General features: G+C 68.2%; 21 protein-coding genes, 1 tRNA gene and 2 pseudogenes. 14 read left to right on the top strand and 10 right to left on the bottom strand.

The features are described 5' to 3' along the window. Positions 1-26: 26 nt before the first annotated feature. Both BJY18_RS20970 and BJY18_RS20965 read left to right on the top strand, forming a co-directional pair. Positions 27-1,310 carry an MFS transporter gene (locus tag BJY18_RS20970; protein WP_184781571.1) on the top strand — a complete coding sequence of 428 codons (1,284 nt, stop codon included), beginning with the start codon at positions 27-29 and terminating at the stop codon, positions 1,308-1,310. Then, positions 1,307-2,740 (top strand): M81 family metallopeptidase, encoded by a 1,434-nt coding sequence (locus BJY18_RS20965; RefSeq protein ID WP_184781570.1) that lies wholly within the window; start codon positions 1,307-1,309, stop codon positions 2,738-2,740. The genes BJY18_RS20970 and BJY18_RS20965 overlap by 4 nt, the downstream gene beginning before the upstream one ends. Here BJY18_RS20965 and BJY18_RS20960 read toward each other — a convergent pair. Next, positions 2,724-4,145: a carboxylesterase/lipase family protein gene (locus tag BJY18_RS20960; protein WP_184781569.1), complete on the bottom strand. Its 1,422-nt coding sequence runs from the start codon at positions 4,143-4,145 to the stop codon at positions 2,724-2,726. The two genes, BJY18_RS20965 and BJY18_RS20960, sit on opposite strands and share 17 nt — an antisense overlap. Positions 4,146-4,170: 25 nt before the next feature. Next, the gene (locus BJY18_RS20955; protein WP_184781568.1) at positions 4,171-5,073 is read right to left on the bottom strand and encodes an MBL fold metallo-hydrolase; all 903 of its coding nucleotides are present in this window, start codon (positions 5,071-5,073) and stop codon (positions 4,171-4,173) included. A gap of 127 nt (positions 5,074-5,200) precedes the next feature. Here BJY18_RS20955 and BJY18_RS20950 point away from each other — a divergent pair, with 127 nt between their 5' ends. Continuing rightward, on the top strand, positions 5,201-6,052 hold the full coding sequence (locus tag BJY18_RS20950) for a helix-turn-helix transcriptional regulator (RefSeq protein ID WP_184781567.1): 852 nt from the start codon (positions 5,201-5,203) through the stop codon (positions 6,050-6,052). Here the strand turns inward: BJY18_RS20950 and BJY18_RS20945 are convergent. Both BJY18_RS20945 and BJY18_RS20940 read right to left on the bottom strand, forming a co-directional pair. Then, positions 6,023-6,484: a hypothetical protein gene (locus BJY18_RS20945; RefSeq protein ID WP_221457881.1), complete on the bottom strand. Its 462-nt coding sequence runs from the start codon at positions 6,482-6,484 to the stop codon at positions 6,023-6,025. The two genes, BJY18_RS20950 and BJY18_RS20945, sit on opposite strands and share 30 nt — an antisense overlap. A 102-nt stretch (positions 6,485-6,586) precedes the next feature. Next, positions 6,587-7,546, bottom strand: coding sequence for an ArsR/SmtB family transcription factor (locus BJY18_RS20940; RefSeq protein ID WP_184781566.1), 960 nt, complete (start codon positions 7,544-7,546; stop codon positions 6,587-6,589). Positions 7,547-7,637: 91 nt separating this feature from the next. Here BJY18_RS20940 and BJY18_RS20935 point away from each other — a divergent pair, with 91 nt between their 5' ends. From BJY18_RS20935 to BJY18_RS20915, 5 genes are all read left to right on the top strand, one after another. Then, positions 7,638-8,267 carry a hypothetical protein gene (locus BJY18_RS20935; RefSeq protein WP_184781565.1) on the top strand — a complete coding sequence of 210 codons (630 nt, stop codon included), beginning with the start codon at positions 7,638-7,640 and terminating at the stop codon, positions 8,265-8,267. A gap of 422 nt (positions 8,268-8,689) precedes the next feature. Next, positions 8,690-9,490 (top strand): hypothetical protein, encoded by an 801-nt coding sequence (locus BJY18_RS20930; protein ID WP_184781564.1) that lies wholly within the window; start codon positions 8,690-8,692, stop codon positions 9,488-9,490. Positions 9,491-9,767: 277 nt separating this feature from the next. After that, positions 9,768-9,965 carry a hypothetical protein gene (locus BJY18_RS20925; protein ID WP_184781563.1) on the top strand — a complete coding sequence of 66 codons (198 nt, stop codon included), beginning with the start codon at positions 9,768-9,770 and terminating at the stop codon, positions 9,963-9,965. Between the two features lie 101 nt (positions 9,966-10,066). Continuing rightward, complete coding sequence (locus BJY18_RS20920) at positions 10,067-10,765, top strand: PAS and ANTAR domain-containing protein (RefSeq protein WP_221457880.1); 699 nt, start codon at positions 10,067-10,069, stop codon at positions 10,763-10,765. Positions 10,766-10,785: 20 nt separating this feature from the next. Further along, the gene (locus BJY18_RS20915; RefSeq protein ID WP_184781561.1) at positions 10,786-11,088 is read left to right on the top strand and encodes an MFS transporter; all 303 of its coding nucleotides are present in this window, start codon (positions 10,786-10,788) and stop codon (positions 11,086-11,088) included. Between the two features lie 167 nt (positions 11,089-11,255). On the opposite strand, the gene BJY18_RS20910 is transcribed toward BJY18_RS20915, so the two are convergent. Then, a complete protein-coding gene (locus BJY18_RS20910; protein WP_184781560.1) occupies positions 11,256-12,227 on the bottom strand; it encodes a hypothetical protein in 972 nt (323 codons plus the stop codon). Positions 12,228-12,337: 110 nt separating this feature from the next. On the opposite strand from BJY18_RS20910, the gene BJY18_RS37805 reads away from it, so the two are divergent. Together BJY18_RS37805 and BJY18_RS20900 are read left to right on the top strand one after the other, a co-directional pair. After that, positions 12,338-13,549, top strand: coding sequence for a sensor histidine kinase (locus tag BJY18_RS37805; RefSeq protein WP_221457879.1), 1,212 nt, complete (start codon positions 12,338-12,340; stop codon positions 13,547-13,549). After that, positions 13,546-14,229, top strand: a complete 684-nt coding sequence (locus BJY18_RS20900; protein ID WP_184781559.1) for a response regulator — start codon at positions 13,546-13,548, stop codon at positions 14,227-14,229. Before BJY18_RS37805 ends, BJY18_RS20900 begins: the two co-directional genes overlap by 4 nt. Here the strand turns inward: BJY18_RS20900 and BJY18_RS20895 are convergent. The 4 genes and pseudogenes from BJY18_RS20895 to BJY18_RS20885 all read right to left on the bottom strand — a co-directional run bounded on the left by BJY18_RS20895 (position 14,196) and on the right by BJY18_RS20885 (position 16,450). After that, positions 14,196-15,041: pseudogene (locus BJY18_RS20895) on the bottom strand (FAD-linked oxidase C-terminal domain-containing protein). The gene BJY18_RS20900 and the pseudogene BJY18_RS20895 overlap by 34 nt on opposite strands. A gap of 77 nt (positions 15,042-15,118) precedes the next feature. Beyond that, positions 15,119-15,358, bottom strand: coding sequence for an FAD-binding protein (locus BJY18_RS36985; protein WP_312874114.1), 240 nt, complete (start codon positions 15,356-15,358; stop codon positions 15,119-15,121). Positions 15,359-15,446: 88 nt separating this feature from the next. Further along, positions 15,447-15,800, bottom strand: coding sequence for a transposase (locus tag BJY18_RS20890; RefSeq protein ID WP_376774764.1), 354 nt, complete (start codon positions 15,798-15,800; stop codon positions 15,447-15,449). 577 nt (positions 15,801-16,377) lie between these two features. Further along, positions 16,378-16,450: transfer RNA gene (locus tag BJY18_RS20885), tRNA-Lys, on the bottom strand. 137 nt (positions 16,451-16,587) lie between these two features. On the opposite strand from BJY18_RS20885, the pseudogene BJY18_RS36980 reads away from it, so the two are divergent. Together BJY18_RS36980 and BJY18_RS20880 are read left to right on the top strand one after the other, a co-directional pair. Then, positions 16,588-16,808, top strand: a pseudogene (locus BJY18_RS36980) (helix-turn-helix domain-containing protein); the annotation flags it as partial. Between the two features lie 65 nt (positions 16,809-16,873). After that, positions 16,874-17,455, top strand: coding sequence for a dihydrofolate reductase family protein (locus tag BJY18_RS20880; protein ID WP_184781557.1), 582 nt, complete (start codon positions 16,874-16,876; stop codon positions 17,453-17,455). Between the two features lie 185 nt (positions 17,456-17,640). Here BJY18_RS20880 and BJY18_RS20875 read toward each other — a convergent pair whose 3' ends face one another. Further along, positions 17,641-18,276 (bottom strand): FMN-dependent NADH-azoreductase, encoded by a 636-nt coding sequence (locus BJY18_RS20875; RefSeq protein ID WP_184781556.1) that lies wholly within the window; start codon positions 18,274-18,276, stop codon positions 17,641-17,643. Positions 18,277-18,483: 207 nt separating this feature from the next. On the opposite strand from BJY18_RS20875, the gene BJY18_RS20870 reads away from it, so the two are divergent. Together BJY18_RS20870 and BJY18_RS20865 are read left to right on the top strand one after the other, a co-directional pair. Further along, positions 18,484-18,837, top strand: coding sequence for a winged helix-turn-helix transcriptional regulator (locus BJY18_RS20870; RefSeq protein WP_312873908.1), 354 nt, complete (start codon positions 18,484-18,486; stop codon positions 18,835-18,837). 334 nt (positions 18,838-19,171) lie between these two features. Continuing rightward, complete coding sequence (locus BJY18_RS20865) at positions 19,172-19,609, top strand: SRPBCC family protein (RefSeq protein WP_184781554.1); 438 nt, start codon at positions 19,172-19,174, stop codon at positions 19,607-19,609. Positions 19,610-19,611: the final 2 nt, after the last annotated feature.

The raw sequence follows: 19,611 nt of genomic DNA, 5'->3' as shown, positions 1-19,611 counted from the left end.
GAAGTCGATCGGACCAAGGAGTGTCGATGGTGCACACCAGCGAGAGGGTCGTACCGGACGTGCTGTACCGCAAAGTCGGTTGGCGCATCCTGCCGCTGCTCGTGATCTGTTACGTCTTCGCCTACATCGACCGGGTCAACATCGGCTTCGCCAAGCTGCAGATGACCACCGACGTCGGGATCAGCGAATCGGTCTACGGGCTGGCCGCCGGTATCTTCTTCCTCGGCTACGTCCTGTTCGAGGTGCCCAGCAACCTCCTGCTGCAGCGGATCGGCACCCGGAAGACGGTGTTCCGGATCATGCTGCTGTGGGGCCTGACCTCGGCCGCGATGCTGTTCGTGCACAACGCGGGCAGCTTCTACGTCCTGCGGTTCCTGCTCGGCGTGTTCGAGGCCGGGTTCGCGCCGGGCATCATCTTCTACGCCACCCAGTGGTACCCGCCCGCCCGCCTGGCCACGGCGATGTCGGTGCTGATGATCCCGGGCCCGCTCGGCTCGATGATCGGCGGCCCGCTGTCCTCGTTCGTGATGACCTCGTTCGACGGCGCGGCGGGGCTCGCCGGCTGGCAGTGGATGTTCCTCGTCGAAGGACTGCCGTGCGTGCTGCTGGCGTTCGTGGTGTGGCGGGTGCTGCCCGACCGGCCCGCGGACGCCCGGTGGCTCAGCGCAGCGGAGAAGGACCGGATCGCCGCGGACGTGGCACCGGCCGGAACCACGCGCCAGCACAGCTTCCGCCGGGTGCTCGCGGACCCGAAGGTCTACCTGCTGGCGCTCGGCTACTTCTGCCTCATCAGCGGTCTGTACGCGGTGAGCTTCTGGCTGCCGACCATCCTCGAGGAGAACGGAATCTCCGGGGCAGTCCACATCGGACTGTGGACCGCGGTGCCGTACGCGGTCTCGCTGGTGCTGATGTTCGTGGTGTCGCGCTCGTCGGACCGGCGCGGTGAACGCCGTCTGCACAGCGCCATCCCGGCGCTCGTGGCCGCGGTGGCGCTCGCTGTCGCCGCCTTCACGGCCTCGTCCTTCCCCGTGTCGATGACCGCGATCGTGGTGGCCACGGCGATGATGTGGGTGTCCTACACCATTTTCTGGGCGATTCCCTCGGGCTATCTGGCGAACACGGCCGCCGCCGGCGGCATCGCCCTGATCAACAGCATCGGGCTCCTCGGCGGGTTCTTCAGCCCGACGCTGATCGGCTACGTCAAACAGACCACCGGGAGTACCGAGGCAGGGTTGCTGTCGATGGTCGCCCTGCTGGCGCTCGGCGGTCTGCTCATCCTGTTCACCCGCGTCGGAAGCGAAACACGATGAAAATCCTTGCCGCCGGTTTCCAGCACGAGACCAACACGTTCGCTGCGGCCCCAGCCGGCTACGCCAACTTCGAGAACGGGGAAGGATTTCCGGCGCTGCGCCGCGGTGATGACGTATTGGGGCTGGCGAAGGTGAACCTGCCGATCGGCGGGTTCCTCAGCGCGCTGCACGACGTGACCGTGCAGCCGGTGATCTGGGCGGCGGCCTCGCCGTCCGGTCCGGTCACCGCGGACGCCTACGAGCGCATCACCGGGGAAATCCTCCAGGCTGCCCGCGAGGGCGCACCGGACGGGATTTACCTGGATCTGCACGGCGCCATGGTCACCGAGCACCACGACGACGGGGAGGGCGAACTGCTGTCCCGCCTGCGTGCGATCGTCGGCAGGCACGTGCCCATCGTGGCGAGCCTGGACCTGCACGCCAACCTGTCCGAGCGGATGTTCGCCGCGGCCGACGCCTTGATCGCTTACCGCACCTACCCACATGTCGACATGGCCGAGACCGGGCGTCGCGCGGCGCGGCTGCTGGCCCGGCGAATGGCGGGCGAGCAGCTGAAGCCGGAGTGGCAACGCGTGCCTTTCCTGATTCCGATCAATGCCGGCTGCACGGACCTCGAGCCCGCCGGGTCGGTCTACGGGGCGCTGCCGGAGGGGCTCTCGTTCGCCGCCGGGTTCCCCGCCGCCGACATCCCCGACTGCGGACCGGTCGTGTTCGGGTACGGCACCGCCGGCGTGCGCGAGCAGGTCGACCGGGTCCATGAGCAGGTCACGAGCCTCGAATCGGACTGGGCGGTGGCGCTGCCCGGCCCGGAGGAGGCGATCGCGGACGCCATCCGGCTCAGCGTCGAGGGACCGGTCGTCATCGCCGACACCCAGGACAATCCGGGTGCCGGCGGGACCGCACGGACCACGGGCCTGCTCAAGGCGCTGCTCGCCGCCGACTGCGGCCCGGCCGCGATCGGCCTGTTCACCGACCCGGCCGCGGCTGCCGCGGCCCACGCTGCCGGGGTCGGGGCGACGCTGACCCTCGACCTCGGCGGTGAGCCGGCCGTTCCCGGCGACACCCCGGTGCGCGGCCGGTTCGTGGTGGAACACCTCTCCGACGGCCGCTGCCGGTTCGACGGGCCCATGATGCACGGCAACGTCGTCGACCTCGGCGCCTCGGCCTGTCTGCGCAGCGGCGCCGTCCGCATCGGCGTGACCAGCGGGCGCACGCAGATGTTCGACCGCAACCTGTTCCGCATGGTCGGGATCGAGCCGGAGCGTCAGCGCATCGTCGTCGTCAAGAGCTCCGTCCACTTCCGCGGCGACTTCGCGCCGATGGCCGCGCACGTCCTCGTCGCGAAGTCGCCGGGGGTGATGGCCGCCGATCCGGCAGACCTGCCGTGGCGGCGGCTCTCACCGGAGGTCCGGATCAGTCCGGCTCGCTGAAGCGGCGGGTCTCCGCCTCGGGCCAGCCGGGGTCACCGGTGCGCGCGAAACCCACCCAGGCCCCGTGCATGCGTGCGGCGAGTCCCGCCGGAGCCTCGGCGGGACCGAGCAGCCCGCGGGAGCCGTGCAGGGCGGGAAGGTCCGGCAGATCGAACACGTAGGGCAGCTCCACCGTGTGCGCGGCCCCGAGCTGACCGTCCACTGCGGACGATCGCCAGGCGAACTCGTAGGTGTGGGTACGGGTTTGCCGGTGGGTCGCGTGTGCTTCGGCGAGGTGGCGGCTTCCCGCGCCGAACAGCGCATCGCCCATGATCGCCGAACGCAGCTCGCCGAGGCTCGCCTCTGGGTGCCGGGCCCGGTACCGGGCCACCGCCGCGTCCGGATCGGAGTGTGCTTTGGCTGCGGTGGCGTGCACGTCCTCGATCGTCGAGGTGGTCAGATTTCCCTGTGGCGCGAGGTAGAGGTTGCCTTCCTCGGTGTTCGTGCCGACGAGCAGCGCGACCTCGGCACCGGCGCCCGCGGCGACGGCTTCGGCGGGTTGCCGGTCGAGCACCAGGCTGAACGTGCTGAGCCCGAGCAGCGGGTCGAACCCGGTGCTGGTCCGCAGATCCAGGCCACCGAGCTTCGGCATGATCTCGACGAACTGCTCGTCCGGAACGCGGGCGAAATCCGCGACGACCGGCTCGATGCCGAGCGCGTCCGCCGCGGCGGACGTCACCCGTGACGCCTGTTCCCGGGAGAATGCGCCAAGGCCACTGCCGCTCTGCATGATGGCGCGACGGACCAGGCCGTCCGCGTCGGGAGTGGCCAGCACCTCGCCGATGATCGTCGCGCCCGCCGACTGGCCGAACAGCGTGACGTTGCCGGGATCACCGCCGAACGCCTCGATGTTGCGGCGCACCCAGCGCAGCGCGGCCACGACGTCGAGCAGTCCGCGGTTGGCCGGCGCGCCGGGCAGATCGAGGAAGCCGGGAATGCCCAGCCGGTAGTTGAGGGTCACGAGCACCACGCCGTCGCGGGCGAACGCCGTTCCGTCGTAAAGGGCGGACCGGGTGGAGCCGGCGCTGAACCCACCGCCGTGCACGAAGACCATGACCGGGCTGTTCCCGGCGTCCGGCGGCGCCCAGACGTTGACGGTGAGGTAGTCGTCGCCGGGTACCCAGCCCGGTCCGAAGTAGACCGACATGTCCAGTGCGCCGAAACTGTCCCGGCGTGGCTGGGGAGCGGTCGGTCCCGGCCGCGTCCCGTCCCGGACACCCGCCCAGTGCGCGTGCGGGACGGGGGCGGCGAACCTGCCCGCACCGGTCGGCGGTGCGGCATAGGGAATGTCGAGGAAGACGTGTGCGAGGTCGGTGGCGCGGCCGCGGACCGCGCCCTCGGTGGTGGTGACGATCGGGTCGGACACCCGGTTCTCCTTTCCTGTTCGGCGGTCAGAGGCGGGTGAACGGTGCCCATTCCTTGATGGCGAACCGGTCGCCCTCGCGGACGACTTCGGCGGCCCCGTGACCGCCGAGATGCGCGGGCACGACGAGCGCGTTCTCGTCCGCCGCCCAGCCCAGCAGCCGTCGCCGGGTGGCTCTGGCCTGCGCTGGGTCCTCGCAGAAGCAGCTGTTCGTGTCCGGCTCGACGAACTGCAGGGCCGTGTGGAGCAGGTCGCCGGCGAACAGCGCACGGTCGGTGCCCGATGCGAGGGTGAGCACCGACGAGCCGGGGGTGTGCCCGGGCGCGAGATCCAGTGTGAGGTTCCGGTCGATCCGGTGGCTGTCCTCCCACAGCAGCGTCCGCCCGGCCTCGTGCACCGGGGCGACGCTGTCCTCGAAGACGTTCTGGTTGCCCCGGCCCAGGTTCGGCTGGTGGCCGTTGGCGGGATTCCAGAAGTCGAAGTCGGCCTTGGGCATGAGGTAGGTGGCGTTGGGGAAGGTCGGCACCCAGGCACGGTCGTCGAGGTAGGTGTTCCAGCCGACGTGATCGACGTGCAGGTGGGTGTTGATCACCAGGTCGACGTCCTCTGGCCGGACCCCGGCCTGTGCGAGGTTGCCGAGGAAGCCGGTGCTCAGGTGGCTCCACACCGGCGAGTACGGCCGTTCCTTGTGGTTGCCGACCCCGGTGTCGACCAGGATCGTCTTGCCTTCACTGCGCAACAGCCACGTCTGGATGGCTGTGACGCAGATGCCGGTCTCCGGGTCGAGGAAGTCCGGTGCCAGCCAGTGCTCGTGCTCGCGCCATGACTCCCCGGTGCTCTCGGGAAAGAACGTGTCCGGTGACATCTCGACCGAACCGAAGTACTCGATGATCCGGGTGACCGTGACGTCCCCCAGCACGATTTCCTGCATGTCAGCTCCCGAAGTGCGTTGGTGTCTCCGCCAGCCTGCGGCTCGCCGTAGGGCACCAGCCAGCCCTGCGTTTGCCTACCCACCGCGGGGACAGGTTCGCCGCCGGCGCAACGCGCATACTGGGAGAATGAACGTCGACGGCCAGCTGGGAGAGTTTCTGCGGGCGCGCCGCGATCGGGTCGGTCCTGAGGACGTCGGCCTGCCCGCGTACCCCGAACGCCGGCGCGTGGCCGGGCTGCGCCGGGAGGAGCTCGCGCAGCTGGCGGGCGTGAGCGTGTCGTACTACACGCGCCTGGAACAAGGGCAGTCGGTCAACGCGTCCGGCGCCATTCTCGACGCCCTCGCCCGCGCCCTCCGGCTCGACAGCCACGAGCGGGACCATCTGCGTGAGCTGGCGGCGCGTCGTCCCCGGCAGCAGCGCCGGCCGGCCGAAGAACGGCTCGACCCGTCCACGCGTGACCTGATGCGCTCGTTCGGAACCACGCCGGTACTGGTTCTCGGACGGCGCACCGACGTCCTGGCGTGGAACCCCCTCGGACACGCACTGCTGGCGGGACACCTCGACCGCGACGCGCCGGACTGTCCGGACGATCGGCCGAACCTGGCCCGCCTGCTGTTCCTCGACCCGCACACGCGTGATCTCTACGTCGACTGGCCCCGCAAAGCACGCGCGATGGTCGGCAACCTGCGGCTCGTCGCCGGGCGTCATCCCGAAGACGCGCTGCTGGCCGCGTTGATCGGAGAGCTGTCCATGAAGAGCCCGGAGTTCGTGGCCCTGTGGGCTGACCACCGCGTCAAGCCGTGCGAAGCCGATGCGTATGAGCTCCGCCACCCCCTGGTCGGCGCGGTCACGGTCGCGCAGCAGGTCCTGCTACCGGCCCGCACACCCGAGCAGTCCCTCATCGTCGTCACCACAGCCGAGGGCTCGGCCTCGGAGAACGCGGTCCGGCTACTCGGTCGGTCCGCCCTTGAGACCTGACCGTCCACGCCGAGTCTGCCCGCCGTTGCCGGACTCACGTGCGGTGACCTGCTTTTCGTGTGGCCGCACGACGATCTGCACGTCGTCGAGATAGAGGACGACGCCGGGGTCTGGTGATCTCCGTTCGACCCAGCCAACGCCGTACCGGTCGAGCAAGGCGAGGTGACCAGGCACCCTGGCAAGCAGGTGGCCGGCGGTGGATTCCTTGAACCAGCAAGACACGACAGGGTTGACGGCCTTGTCGAAGAGCGTCGGATCCACAGCTGCGGGATCCGGATAGGCCGCGTCGAACCAGTCATTGCCGGCCCGCCAGAAAGCCCAGTCCTGCGAGGACAGCTGGCCGGTGCGAGCGAGCCGGTTGGCCAGTCCGAAGATGCCGGTCGGAGCCTTCCCGGGGCTCGCTCGGTCAGCCTCGTAGCGGACGTAGGTCATAGGCCCGATCTTGCCAGCAGCGCGTGAAGCGCGCGCTTTCTCGAAAACCCGCAGCGGGAGCCGCTCACCGGGCTGGGCGGAACAACCATCCGGGGGACAGCACTAGCCTGCCCGGATGACGCTCAGCCCGAGTTCGGTGACCTCGTGGACTTGTTCCTTCCCCGCGCGGTAGCTGGTGATCAGTCCACTCGCACGCAGCACCGAAGCGTGCTGGCTGGCGGTGGCGGGGGAGATGTTGATCAGCTCGGCCAGTTTGCCGGTGTTGCACTGCGAGATCGCGATCCTCACCAGGACGCGAGCCCGCGTCCGGCCCAGCAGGGCAGCAAGCGACGACCCGGGCTCGGCGTCGTGGTCGAAGCGCTGGTGAAGAAGTGACTGGACCAGCACCGGCGACATGGCCGGATCCTTGTAGGTGGTCGGCGTGCCGTGCCCGAAGAAGGTGGGGATCACCCGTAGACCGCGGCCGTTGAGGTGCAGATCCTGCTCGACCGGGAAACGTACCCGTAGCACCGGAGGTGTCCAGGTGATGTCGGGGTGCAACGTCGACAGCAGCAGCTGGGGTCCGCCGCGGCTCAGGTTCGACCGCAGTCGCAGTCGATCGTGGGCCACGACCTGCCGGATCCGGCTCCAGGTCGAAGCCACGCATTGCTGATAGTAGTCGTGCAGGGCAACGCCGAGCCGGCGAAGTTGCCACGCGTCACCGTCGGCTACGCGTCGCAACCAAGACGGAACTCGGGCCCCCTGGGTGGCCAGCTCGGCAATGTCGGCGGTCAAAGCTCGCTCCGGTGTTGCGAGCACGGCGGCGACGCCATCACCGATGGAGCGCGTCCCGGCCGGAGTGAGAAAGTCGGGGCAGTAGCCATAGGCAGGTACGGCCGACATCAGCAGACGACCTGCTTCGGAGACCGCGGAGCGAGACTCCCGCCGCCAGTGGCCGAAGAGCACTTCGCCCTCCGGCCGCCGGATTCGGTAGCTGCTCGTGAGCAACTCCCACATCGGGTCGGCGTCAGCGGCGATGGTCACCCTCTCCAGGTCCGCATCCGTGAAGTGGATCTTGAGCATGGCCGGGTCGCTCCTTCCCGCGACTGGGAGACCAGATCGCGTCGACACCGTCGACCTACACCATCATCGACGTTCTGGCTCTCGCAAGATAGTGAAGTACCGGGCACCGAGCTTCGACGAGACGCTCGCCTGCGTCACCCGGCGGGCGGCCCACCGTTGTGCCGTTCCGCTTGCCGGCGTCGCCACCTTTCGTCTCAGCACGAAAAGCCCGGGCCGAGCTTGCCCGCGCCTGCTCGCCGGTGTGAGCATCACGGCACTTCAGGCGAACCGCCACATTTCAGGCGAACCGCCACGGCTAGCGGAGGGCACCATGGTCAAGATGAACAAAGCGTTCGGGGTGGCTGCCGCTGCCGCGGCCCTGTCGGCGATGACGGCCGCACCGGCGAACGCCGGGGTGATGACGGTGCAGGACTTCGCGGTCTTCGGCGGCGAGGTGCAGATGGTGGTGTTCGGCAGCGGATACCACGTCGACTCGGTGGCGATCTCTTCGCAGGCCGGCAACTTCCAAGGGCCGGCGCAGTTCAGTTTCACCTACTTCGCCACGACGTCGCCGACCAAGTCCAGCACCCTCATCTGCGGCGGAGGCAGCACCGGCGACGGCTGCTACAAGAAGTTCAGCATCAACGCGACCTACTCCCACGGAGCCGGAATCCGCAGCTGCGGTTCGATCAAACGTGTGGAAAACAACCAGAACATGGGAACGGCCTGCAAGGACTGGTGACCGCCGGTCGAGCGGGCTCGCACCAGGGCGGCGGTCTTCGCGGTGGCCGCCGGCTCGGTGTCAGCTGGTGCGGCGGCGTGTGGTCGTGCGCAGCCGGAATTCGGTGCCGGTCTCAACCGATGGAGACGTCGAACGTCAATCGCGGCGCGATGCCGAGGATCGATGCAGGTGTGGGCCCATTCGCTCTGGTCCGCAGGTGTGCTCGTTTCGCGGATGTTGGCGAGCCGCTCCTGATGGAAGGCGCCGGTCGTTCCGGTCGACGCGGGCAGGGAGGGGGTGGAAATCACCAGGATCAGACGTCGGCCAGACCGCGCCGGTGGTGTTGCTCGTGGCGTCTCGCGTTTCGCCATGTCGGTGGAAGCATCGAGGTCGCCAGCGCTTGGCGCCGTAGCTTTGGCCCGGCCAAGCTGCCATAGTTGGGTGTGGCCACCGCAGCGAGAAGATGGATGCGATTAGCCGTTCTCGGCGTAGTGGCCATTCTGGCGGTGTGGATCGTGAAGTCGCTACAACCGGTCACCTATCGCGATGTCCTCGCCGACCACGCCGACCGAATCCAGGCGATCAAGCAGGAGTTGACGCACATCGCGGACACCCTGCCGCCACCTCGAGCCACATCGTCGACCTGCCGTCACCTGCCTGATCTCCGGTTCTTCGGTGTCAGGGAAACTCCCCAGACCGAGGAGAACAACACTGCGTTCATGATGGAGACCCATCTACGGCATCCGGAGACAGCCCCGCCTAGCGGCTATGCGAAGGCGCCTCAACCTACATACCGGCGCGGGAATTTCGACCTCGCGGTCGGTCCGCCGGACTCGAGCCTTCGTGAGGTTCTGCGTCTTACCGGCCCTGCGCCTGACGTGAACCTTGACGCCAACGCCGGCGACCGCTACCCCCAAGCGGTCGACACCGCCCTCAACGTGGACTACCTGGTCGTCACCCGCGAACTCAATGACGCCCCCGACCGCCATCCCGAGGACAAGATGAACGGTTCCGCGCACCAGCATGTCGATCTGGAATCCTTGCTCCTGCGCGTTGCCACCGGTGAGGTCATTTGTGCCATCACGACCAGTAGCCCGGTGGGCACTCCTCAGGGATGGACAAGAAAGTACCCCAACGGCATTCGCGAAACAGAGTGGGACTTCTCAAGCATTGGGGTGTCCGCGCGGAAAGACCTGGGTGTCCGACTCGCCGAGATCGCCGGTCACGCGGTCGAACTTGGCTAGCGAACTACCCAGCCTCGGGCGTCAAAGTGAGTTGCGGTGCTGCTGCCGACCAAATCCGAACGTGGCCCCATTCCGCAGCAATTTCGTAATCAGTGTTGTGATGCTGGAGGGTGTCGATGTTGCCGAGGTCTTCTTCCCCCGGTGGGGTCGTGGTAGGTCCGGGACGTCGGGCAGCTCGCCGAGGCCGTCCACACGACCAGCTACGAAAGCGATGCGTACCGCTATCCGGACGCGCGGGCACGCGCCTGCCTCGCGGGGCCTGGTTGAGGCGACTGCGATGGTGCTCGAATTACGGGTCACGTCCGGTGCGGACCCATCCCGGATCAGGGCCGCCGTCGATACCGGGCGCGAGGACGCGGAGGCGGTCCGCCGGATGGTCGAGGACGCCCCCGCGCACTCGGTGCCACACGGCGTGGGGTTGGGCGCGCTGCTGATGCCCGCGGCCAAGGCGTTCCAGGAGATGACCGACGACTGACGGTTCGGGCCACGCAGCGCGGCGGGATGCGCCCCCGGTGGGGTGCCAACCGATTCGCGTCGCCAGCTGGACACGACACGATGTGCGGGCACGATGGGGTCGTGACCGACGCTGCTTCTCCCTCGGGCCCCCATGCCCGCACAGCGGGGCATCATGACGGCCGGCGTCCGCGGTCGATCGGCGATTTTCGGTTCTGTTTCGCAGACCAGTGGTGGGCGTGGTCCGACGAGGTGGCGCGGTTGCACGGCTATGAGCCCGGCGCAGTCGAGCCGACCACCGAGCTGTTGTTGACGCACAAACACCCCGAGGACCGCGATATGGTCGCGTGGACGCTCGACGAAGCGGTATGCGGTAGCAACGCGCTCTGCAGGCGCCATCGGATCATCGGCACCGGCGGTGCCGAGCATCATGTTCTGGTCGTCGCCGATCGTCTCTTCGACGGCGCGGGCACCGTCATCGGCACCACCGGCTACTACATCGATCTCGACGGCGACCTGATCGACGAGGATCGCCAACACGTTCTCGACGAGGCCGTACCCGACGTCGTCGACGCGCGCGCCGCCATCGAACAGGCAAAAGGCGTCCTCATGTCGGTGTACGGCATCAGCGCCGACCAAGCCTTCGCCATATTGCGCTGGCGTTCGCAGGAGACCAACACCAAGATCCGCCAGCTGGCAGAGAACCTCGTCACCGCGCTCCCCACCGTCGGCGGCAGCGGTAAGCATCAACGCTCCCGCTTCGACCACCTGCTGCTGACCATCCACGAATCACCGGCGCCCGCACCCCGCACCGGCCGTTGACCGGCTGCCGAAGTCGACCTGTGGCGTGGCCAGGGCTGTACGTTTTCGTCGCGGCGTGGGCGATCTTCGCTTGGGCGCTGAGCCCCGTCATTCAGGCCGGGATCATGAGCGTCGCCGGGGATCAGCCGATGTTGGCGATGTCGTTGGGCATCAGCGGCTTGTACGGCGGCAGCGCCGTCGGCGCGGCCCTGGGTGGATACCTTGTCGTCAACTACGGCCCGGCCGCCATTCCGTTGCCGGGCACCGTTTGGCTGGCTGTCGCCGTCGTTTGCGCGATTGTGAAACCCGCGTCGACGCGGGAAAGTGTCGCCGTCGGTGGGTGACGTTTGCCGATGAGGTCGTGCCCGAACCTCCGCGTGTATCGAAGATTCGGCCGTACTGACGATGAGGGGTGGCATCGGGCGCACACGCTACCCGGCGAGTAGCGGAATGGAACGGCCGGAGAACTACGGTGCCGCGCCCCGAAACCCCGAACCTGCAAGGGAAAACGTCAGCCGATTGGGGCGAAGTCTGACAGCACGGCGGCGAGATACAGTGCGGCGAGCAGTCCCAACGCTGCGACCGAACTCCAGAATCCTTTGCGGGACAGCGGTTCTGCTCGGCGCCACAGGGTGAAGCCGAGTGGTACGAACACCGCGGCGAGCAGCACGGCGCCGGTCAGAGTGTTGACGTCGCTGCCCTTGAGTACGCCGCTGTAGTGGGTGCTCATGAACGCCACACCCAGTGCCGGAACCCAGCCCAGTACATCCGCCCGGTATGCGCCGATTGCCAGCAGTGGCCACGCGATGTAGGTGGCGCCGTTGAGGGGTGCCAGCACGTACCACGCACCGTAGGTGTCACCAACGGCCGTCGTGGCTACGTCCAACCCCTGTGCGTCGACCAGTTGCAGCGCAAGGAAATTGATGCCCTCCTGGAAGATCCGCACCGTGCCGCCGATGACGGCGAGGGTCGCCGCCCAGAACGCCAAGCCCGGTCGCCGTTCCCGGATCTGCCCGGCCAGTGCGAGAAACGCGGGTAGCAGCAACACCAGTCCCGCCGTGTACAGGGCGTACGACGTCAGCATCGTTCCGCGTGAACCGACCATGGCCGCGAGCTGCGCCGGAAAGAAGTAGTGGTGTCCCGATCGCAGGATCTCGCCGGCGAGCAACAACAACGGCGCTGCGACGAGCGCACCCGCGCCGAACCGGGTGCCCGGCCATCCGCGTAGTGGCTCGGGCGCGGACACCGTGAACGCCGTGCCGGTGCCGCCGAGGACGAGTCGCCCGGCGAGGACCCCCGCCACCAGCGCGCCCACCGTCGTCGTATGGGCGGAGGTCTCCGAGCCGAGCCACCGTATGTCGCCGAACCCGGACAGGTCCGCGACGGCGAACCCGACCGTGCCGCCGAGGACGATGGCGACGGCGAATACCGCCACCGCGCGAAGATCGGAACTGTGCCGCCCCAACGGGCCGCCGGATGTCATGCGGGAAACCGTTCCACCCGCCGATGGCGCGCGCGTCGGACCGAGGTCCGAACTCGCATCTCCGACCCTGGTCGGACGCGCCGCCGCACGCCCGGCGCTAGCATGACGGAGTGCGCCGATTCGACGATCCGCAGGCCGAGCGAGGCCGGGTTCTCCTCGACGTCGTGATCGCTACGGCGGCGACCCTCCTCGCCGTGTACACCTCGCTGGACCCGCCGGGGCCCGCGTATTCGGGACCGCTCTGGGGTGCCTGGCTGGTAGGGGTGGCCGCGGGCGCGCCGTTGCTACTGCGCCGTCGATGGTGCGTGCCCGTGCTGGCGTGGGTATTGCTGATCGCCGTGGTGGCGACGTTGACGGGGGTCGTCGGCGCCGGGGCGGTATGGGTGATCTTCGTTCCGGTCGCCGTCGCGTCCTACACCGTGACCGACCGGGTCGACCGGCTGGCCGTCGCCGTGTCGGTGCTGGTTCTCGATCTCGTTGTCGCGGCCACGACGATCCCGGCGTTCTACGGGATCCATCGGCCCGCGGATCGGGACGTCGGCCGCAGCGAGGTGCCGTTGTGGTGGCAGGTGGAGCTCGGCGTCGTCCTCGCGCAGCTCGGTGCGGCCTGGGCCGCCGGGTGGGTGGTGCGGTCGCGGCGCCTGGCGAAGGCCGAGTTCGCGCGCCGTTCGGTGCGGGAAGCGGTGGCCGACGAACGGCTGCGCGTCGCCCGCGAGCTGCACGACATCGTCGGGCACAGCATGAGCGTGATCGCCGTCGAGGCGAGCGTTGCCGGGCGCCTCGCCGACGAACGGCCCGACCACGCGAAGGCGGCGCTGAACTCGATCGAAAGGTCCAGTCGTGCCGCGATCGGCGAGATCCGCCAGCTGCTCGGGGTGCTACGACCGGCCCCGGACGCGGCGGCTGACGCGGAACGGGGGCCGCTGCCGGGCGTCGCCGACCTGCCCGCGCTGGTGGACCGGCTCCGCGTGCCGGGATTGGCGATCGACCTGGACAGCGGCGGCGTCGACGAGCTCTCGGCGGGCGTCGATCTCGCCGTGTACCGCGTGGTGCAGGAGGCGCTGACCAACGTCGTCAAGCACGCCGACGCCACGCAGTGCCGGATCGTCGTGCGGGACGCCGAGGCGGCGGTGTACGTCGACGTCGTCGATGACGGCCCGGGGCGCCGGATCCCGCGCGGGCGCCCCGGCGGCGGGTACGGTCTGATCGGGATGCGGGAACGGATCGCGACCTACGGCGGCACGCTCGCCGTCGGTCCCCGTGCCCGCGGATTCCAGGTAGCCGCCGTGATTCCCCACATTGATTCGGATGCCGCACCGTGACGAGCCCCGACACCGACGCCGAGATCCGCGTGCTGCTCGCCGACGATCACGCGCTCATCCGCGAGAGCTTCCGTGCGTTGCTGGAGGCCGAACCTGGTTTCCGCCCGGTGGGCGAGGCCGGAACCGGAACCGACGCCGTCCGGCAAGCCCGCCGCCTGCGGCCCGATGTGGTGCTGATGGACGTCCGGATGCCGGAGATGGACGGGATCGAGGCCACTCGGCGGATCTGCGCGGACGCCGAGACGCCGGCCGTGCGCGTCCTCATCCTCACCACGTTCGACCTCGACGAGTACGTCTACGCCGCGCTCCGGGCCGGGGCCAGCGGGTTTCAGGTCAAGGACGCGACGGCCGCCGACCTCCTCGCCGGGATCCGCGTGATCGCCGGGGGCGATGCGCTGCTGGCGCCGCGGATCACGCGCCGCCTCATCGCCACCTTCGCGCGGCAAGGGCTCGCCGACCCCGCCCTGTCCGATTCCGTCGGCGTCACCGAACGCGAACGGGAGGTCCTCATATTGGTCGCGCGCGGCCTGTCCAATACCGAGATCTCCCGAAACCTCTACATCACGCTTGGCACCGTGAAGACCCACATCGGTCATCTGCTGGCGAAACTGGCCGCGCGGGATCGCGCGCAACTGGTCGTCGCCGCCTACGAGGCGGGCCTGGTGGTGCCCGGTAGTTGACGATGTCGGCGGGTGTCAGCCGGGGAGCAGGACGCCGGGTTGAGGATGCCCGCCGGGTCGAGGGCGGATTTCGCGGCCGCGAGCGCCGCGGCGAACGGGTCCGGACGTTGCCGGTCGTACCACGGGCGGTGGTCGCGGCCGACGGCGTGGTGGGTGATCGTCCCGCCTTTCCCTTGCAGCGCCTCGGAAACGACAGCCTTGATCTCATCCCATTGCCGCAGGGTGTCCCCGCGACGCCCAGCCGCGTAGATGCCGAAGTACGGCGCCGGACCGTCCGGGTAGAGGTGGGTGAACCGACAGGTCAGCACCCCCTTCGCGCCGACGGCATCGAGCGCGAATCTGGCGGCCTCGGCGACGGCGGCGTGCAGCGCGGGGAAAGCGCGTCAGGTGTACGCCGTATCGAACGTCTCGACGATCATCGACCGCGCGGCGAGGACGTCGCGCTGATACGGCATGCGCAGGAACGATGATCGCCAATCCGCCGCCGTGTCCGTGCGACCCGGCTTCGTGCCGCCACCCGGTGTGCCGTCGGAACGCTTCGACGGCACACCGCCGTGATCCGCACAAAGCTCAAGCGCCCGTGCCAGCGCGGCGTCGACCGGATGGTCCGCCGATTCGAAGCCGAGCAGCAGAACCCCGCCCGACGTCGGCACGCCCGCGTTGAGGAACGCCTCCGCCGGATCGAGCAGCCGACAGTTCGACGGCGACAACCCGGATTGCGCGAGCGCGCGGGTGGCCGCCACGCCCTCGGCGTAGTCGGCGAACGTAACCGTTGCGCCACCACGGAAACTCGGTCGGGTCCGAAGCCGCATCCAGGCCTCGGTGATGACACCGAGGATGCCCTCGGAGCCGAGGAACATCCAGTCGGGGGATGGGCCGGCCCCGGAACCTAGCGGGATTCACCGGCGCCGTACGGCGACACCACGTGCATCGACTCGACCATGTCGTCGATGTGCGTGGGCCCGGTGGCGAAATGCCCGCCCGCGCGCGTGGCCAACCAGCCGCCGAGAGAGGAGAACTCGAAGGACTGCGGGAAATGCCGCAACGTCAGGTCATCCGGGCGTAGCTGATCCTCCAGCGCGGGGCCGAGGACGCCCGCCTGGATCCGCACCGCGAGCAGGTCGCACACGGCGTCGGCCAGCGCGTGGATCTTGGTGGACAGCCCGCCCCGGGAACGTCCCAGCGCGTGATCGCCGGGCTCGGCCGTCAGATTCGTGTCATTCGCCGCAGCCCCCTGTGCCGCTGGTGGCCGAGGTCAGGGCCCGGCCACCGACCGTGGGCGCACCCGCAGCGTGCTGGTGCGCGCGTACCACCGAGGAATCCACCGACAGCAATTCGACGAGATCGTTATCGGCCTCGATCCCGTAGCTGGAGCGCACCACATCGAACATCCGCTGGTAGGTGCCATCGATCGAGAACCGGTGGTGACGCTTCCAGACCGTCTGCCACGGCCCGAACTCCACCGGCAGGTCCCGCCACGGCGATCCGGTGCGGAATCGCCACGCGATCCCTTCCAAGACCAAGCGGTGATCAGCAAGCGGCCTTCCCCGCAACCCCTCCCGGGAGGGCATCAGCGGCGCGACCAACTCCCACAACTCATCGGAAATCGCACCAGCACGAACCACCAGCTGATCATCACCCACTACCAAGCCAAAAATTTGGAGACACGCCCTAGCCGGGACGTCTCGTTCCCGGCACGCAACCAGCGCCGAACGTCGGCAACGGATCACAAATCCGCGGGAAACGCCGGGGCTCGCTAGCTGACTGTCGGTTTGACCAGCGAAAACGCTGAAATGCCGTCGTAGGGGTGTCTCCGATTGGGCTCCGTTGCTCAAAGCCGCGCTCACTGGCTCTGCGCGCAGTGCCGGTTCGGACACACCTCAGGGCACATAACGTCACGGCGTGCCAGCGGTCGGCCGTGGCAATCGGCCACGTGCTGCCGATTGCCGCGACCTACTGTCATCAGGCTGTCTACCTGCAAAAACAGGACTAGTGGCACTGCGTTGGGTGGCGCTGGGGAATCGTCAGGGCCGTGGTCGATTTGTCACGGCTCGGATGCGGAGATGCCAACCCGGCCACACGCGACCCGCGGATTTCTCCGATGATCATCAGTATCACTGTTTCCACAGGTCAGCCGGCTAAAATGAGTGGGCCGCCAGGGGCTCGAACCCTGGACCCAGGGATTAAAAGTCCCTTGCTCTACCAACTGAGCTAGCGGCCCTCGCGCACAGCTTACCGAGTGGGTCGGCCGGGCGTGTGCGGTGGGGCCGATTGGAGGACACGGCGGAGTTCCCCACGTCGCCAGTAAGTGATAATCGTTTCCAGGTTGCCTTCGGGGGATCGGTGCATGCGACGCACCTGGAGCTGGTCCGCCATACGAGCGGCATCATCGCGGCGACCGACGGGGGTGTCCCGTCGGCGACCCCGGCGAGGCAGCCGGTGTCAGCAGCACTCATCTGGCACAGCAGTTGAAGGGCCTCACTGGGCTCACGCCATCCCGGTACGTCGAAATCCGGCGGCGGTTCCTGCGCGAACATCCCGGCCACGCGCTGGACCGATGGCCGCTGCCGGCCGATTGATTTCTTACCAGAACGGCAGCTCACGACACGCTAGTTTGCGTGCACCCGAAGCAGAGGAGAGCCCCGTGGGCAAGGTGGTCATGTACAGCTCGGTGTCAGTGGACGGATTCGTCGCGGATGAGAATGACCAGCCCGGTCCGCTGTTCGACTGGTTGTCCGGCGGTGACGTCCCGTTGGACGAGAGCGGCGCGCTCACGGTGTCGCAGACGTCCTACGACTACACCAGGCCGTACTGGGACCAGATCGGGGCGACGATCGTCGGCCGGCACGTCTTCGACATGACGGACGGCTGGGACAGGGAGCCTCCAGGCGGGGTCGATCACGTGGTCGTCGTGACGCACCGGCCGGCACCCGAGGGCTGGGACCCGGAGGCGCCGTTTCACTTCGTCGACGGCGTCGAGGCGGCCGTGGCTACGGCGCAGGAGCTCGCGGGTGACCGCATGGTCGAGGTCTCCGCCGGCGACGTCGGTGGCCAGGTGTTTGCCGCGGGCCTGATCGACGAGGTACGCATGGACGTCGTACCCGTCGTTTTCGGGGCCGGTAAGCGTTATTTCGGGTCGGTCGATGTACAGCGCCTGTTGGAGAATCCTGACGTGATGATTCAGGGCAACCGGGTGCTTCACCTGCGCTATCAGGTGCGCCGTTGACCGATCTGAGCGGGTGTGCTCAGAAGCCCACTGCGAACGGTCACGTAAGTTTCCGGCTGCGTTCGGGGGTCGTGAGAAAGTGTGTGACGCGTTGGCTCCGGGGGTACCGGATGCGTCCTTGCGCCCACGACTCGCCCTCGTCTCGCGTGTCGAATCCGGTGACACGCGAGACGACCGTGGGGCGGTCAGGCGGCGGTAGCGGTGGTAATGGTCGCGGCGAGCTTGCGGGCACGGTCGTGGGCGTTGGCCATGGACGCCTTGTGTATCGGGAGAAAGTCCGACAGGGACGGTGTGTGCGGGGCCATGGTCATCTCGGCGACGACGGTGGCGACATCGAGTCCCAGCTGGTTTTCGTGTCCGAGCACCGCCTCGGTGGTGGGCACGACGTAGTCGAGGCCGTGGTTGGGCGCGCCTGGGCCGTAGCTGCCACCGCGGGCGGAGATCAGCACTGCCGGACGTCCGGCGGCCGGCGATGGCTTGAATGTGCGACCGAAGACCATGATCTGGTCGAGCCAGGCCTTGAACACCGAAGGCATCGACAGGTTGTACATCGGTACCGTGAACAGATAGGCCCTGGCGCCGAGAAATTCCTCGATGAGCTCGTCCTGCAATGCGGCCGCGGCTGCCTGTTCGTCGGTGTGACGGGCGGGATCGGTCACGCGGGCGGTGATGCCGGCAGCAGTGAGATGGGGCACGGGTGCCGCGGCGAGGTCGCGGTGCACGACCTTGCCGTTCCAGTCCGAGAGGAAGGATTGTGCGACCTGGCGGGAAACCGAGGTCTCGCCGAGCGCGGAGGAATCAATGTGAAGCAGGTACGACATGGCTGGATGTTCCCTTTCCGTAATGAGCGCGTTCCGGTGATCGACCAGAGCGAGTTCGTTGTCGTGCAGTGGTGTGATTCGCCGGCTGGGTGTTACAAACTGGTAGTGCGGTTGGACACTGGACGAGAGGCGAGTGGGATGTCGTCAGCGCGACGAATCAGTGGTCCGTGCCAAACTTGGCCAGAGGACAGCGCTTTCATCCGTGAGGTGCTCGATCGCATCGGGGACAAGTGGACAGTGCTGGTCGTCAGCACCCTGAGCGCCGGCGCGCTGCGTTATTCCGACCTGCAGGCGAGCATCGCGGGAATCTCGCAGCGGATGCTGACCCAGACCCTCAAGCACCTCGAGCGCGACGGGCTGATCACGCGGACCGCGTACCCCGAGGTCCCGCCGCGAGTGGAGTACGAGCTGACGGACCTGGGCCGGTCCCTGTTGGGTGCGGTGACGGCGATGGCCGGCTGGGCGGCCGCCCACCACAGCGAGATCGCCCGCAACCGGGCCGCCAGCGAACTGACCGGAGTCGGCCGGGGCAAGCCGTCGGCCGGCGCGTCGGCGGGCTGACCCCTCGGAGTGAGCCGGCTGCTCAACCATCTGTTCACCTCACTGCTAGTGCGTAACACCATCATGAGTGAGTGACCGAGGGCTTACAAAAGGCACTTTGAAGTGCGTCAGCATCGCACCTGCGGAGTGTTCGCGGCTCGCCAGCCGTTCGGTGGGGTGTTCTCTCCGCTCGGTGTGGTGAATGCGGCCGGTCGTGGCAACCAGCTTCCGTTTCGGATTCGGTGCGGTTAGCGTGAGCCAGGTTACTGAGTCAGCGTCGCTTCTGGCTGGTTGCGTGCGGTTCGGCCGTCGAGTCGCTGGCACGAGAGCGTTCGACCGACGTTGGGGAGTTTCCATGCCGCGCCCGTACGCCAGCGGAGTTGTCGCCGCGTCCGTCGACAAGGTCTGGGCCCAGGTCCGCGCCTTCGGTGACGTGTCCGCCTTCCTGCCCGCGGTCAGCCACAGTGAGCTCGTCGAAGGCGTCGACGGGCAGGTCGGAGCCGTTCGGAGGCTGACGCTCGGCGCGGGCGGTGACCCGTTCGACGAACAGCTGCTCACCCTCGACGACGCCGGTCGCACGCTCACCTACACGTTCCCCGGGGCGAATCCGTTCGGCGTGCGCCGTTACGTTTCGACGGTCCGGGTCAGCCCGGTCACCGACACCGGCGAGACCTTCGTGGAGTGGTGGGCCGAGTACGACGCCGACGCGGGCCAGGAGGCAGAACTCGACCGCACCTTCGCCCAGGGCGTGTACAGCAGCGGAATCGCCGGGCTGCGGGAACTCCTCGCCTGAAC

The sequence above is a fragment of the Amycolatopsis jiangsuensis genome, from assembly GCF_014204865.1.
GTDB classification, from domain to species: Bacteria; Actinomycetota; Actinomycetes; order Mycobacteriales; family Pseudonocardiaceae; genus Amycolatopsis; species Amycolatopsis jiangsuensis.
This window is presented reverse-complemented; position numbering and strand designations above follow the sequence as displayed.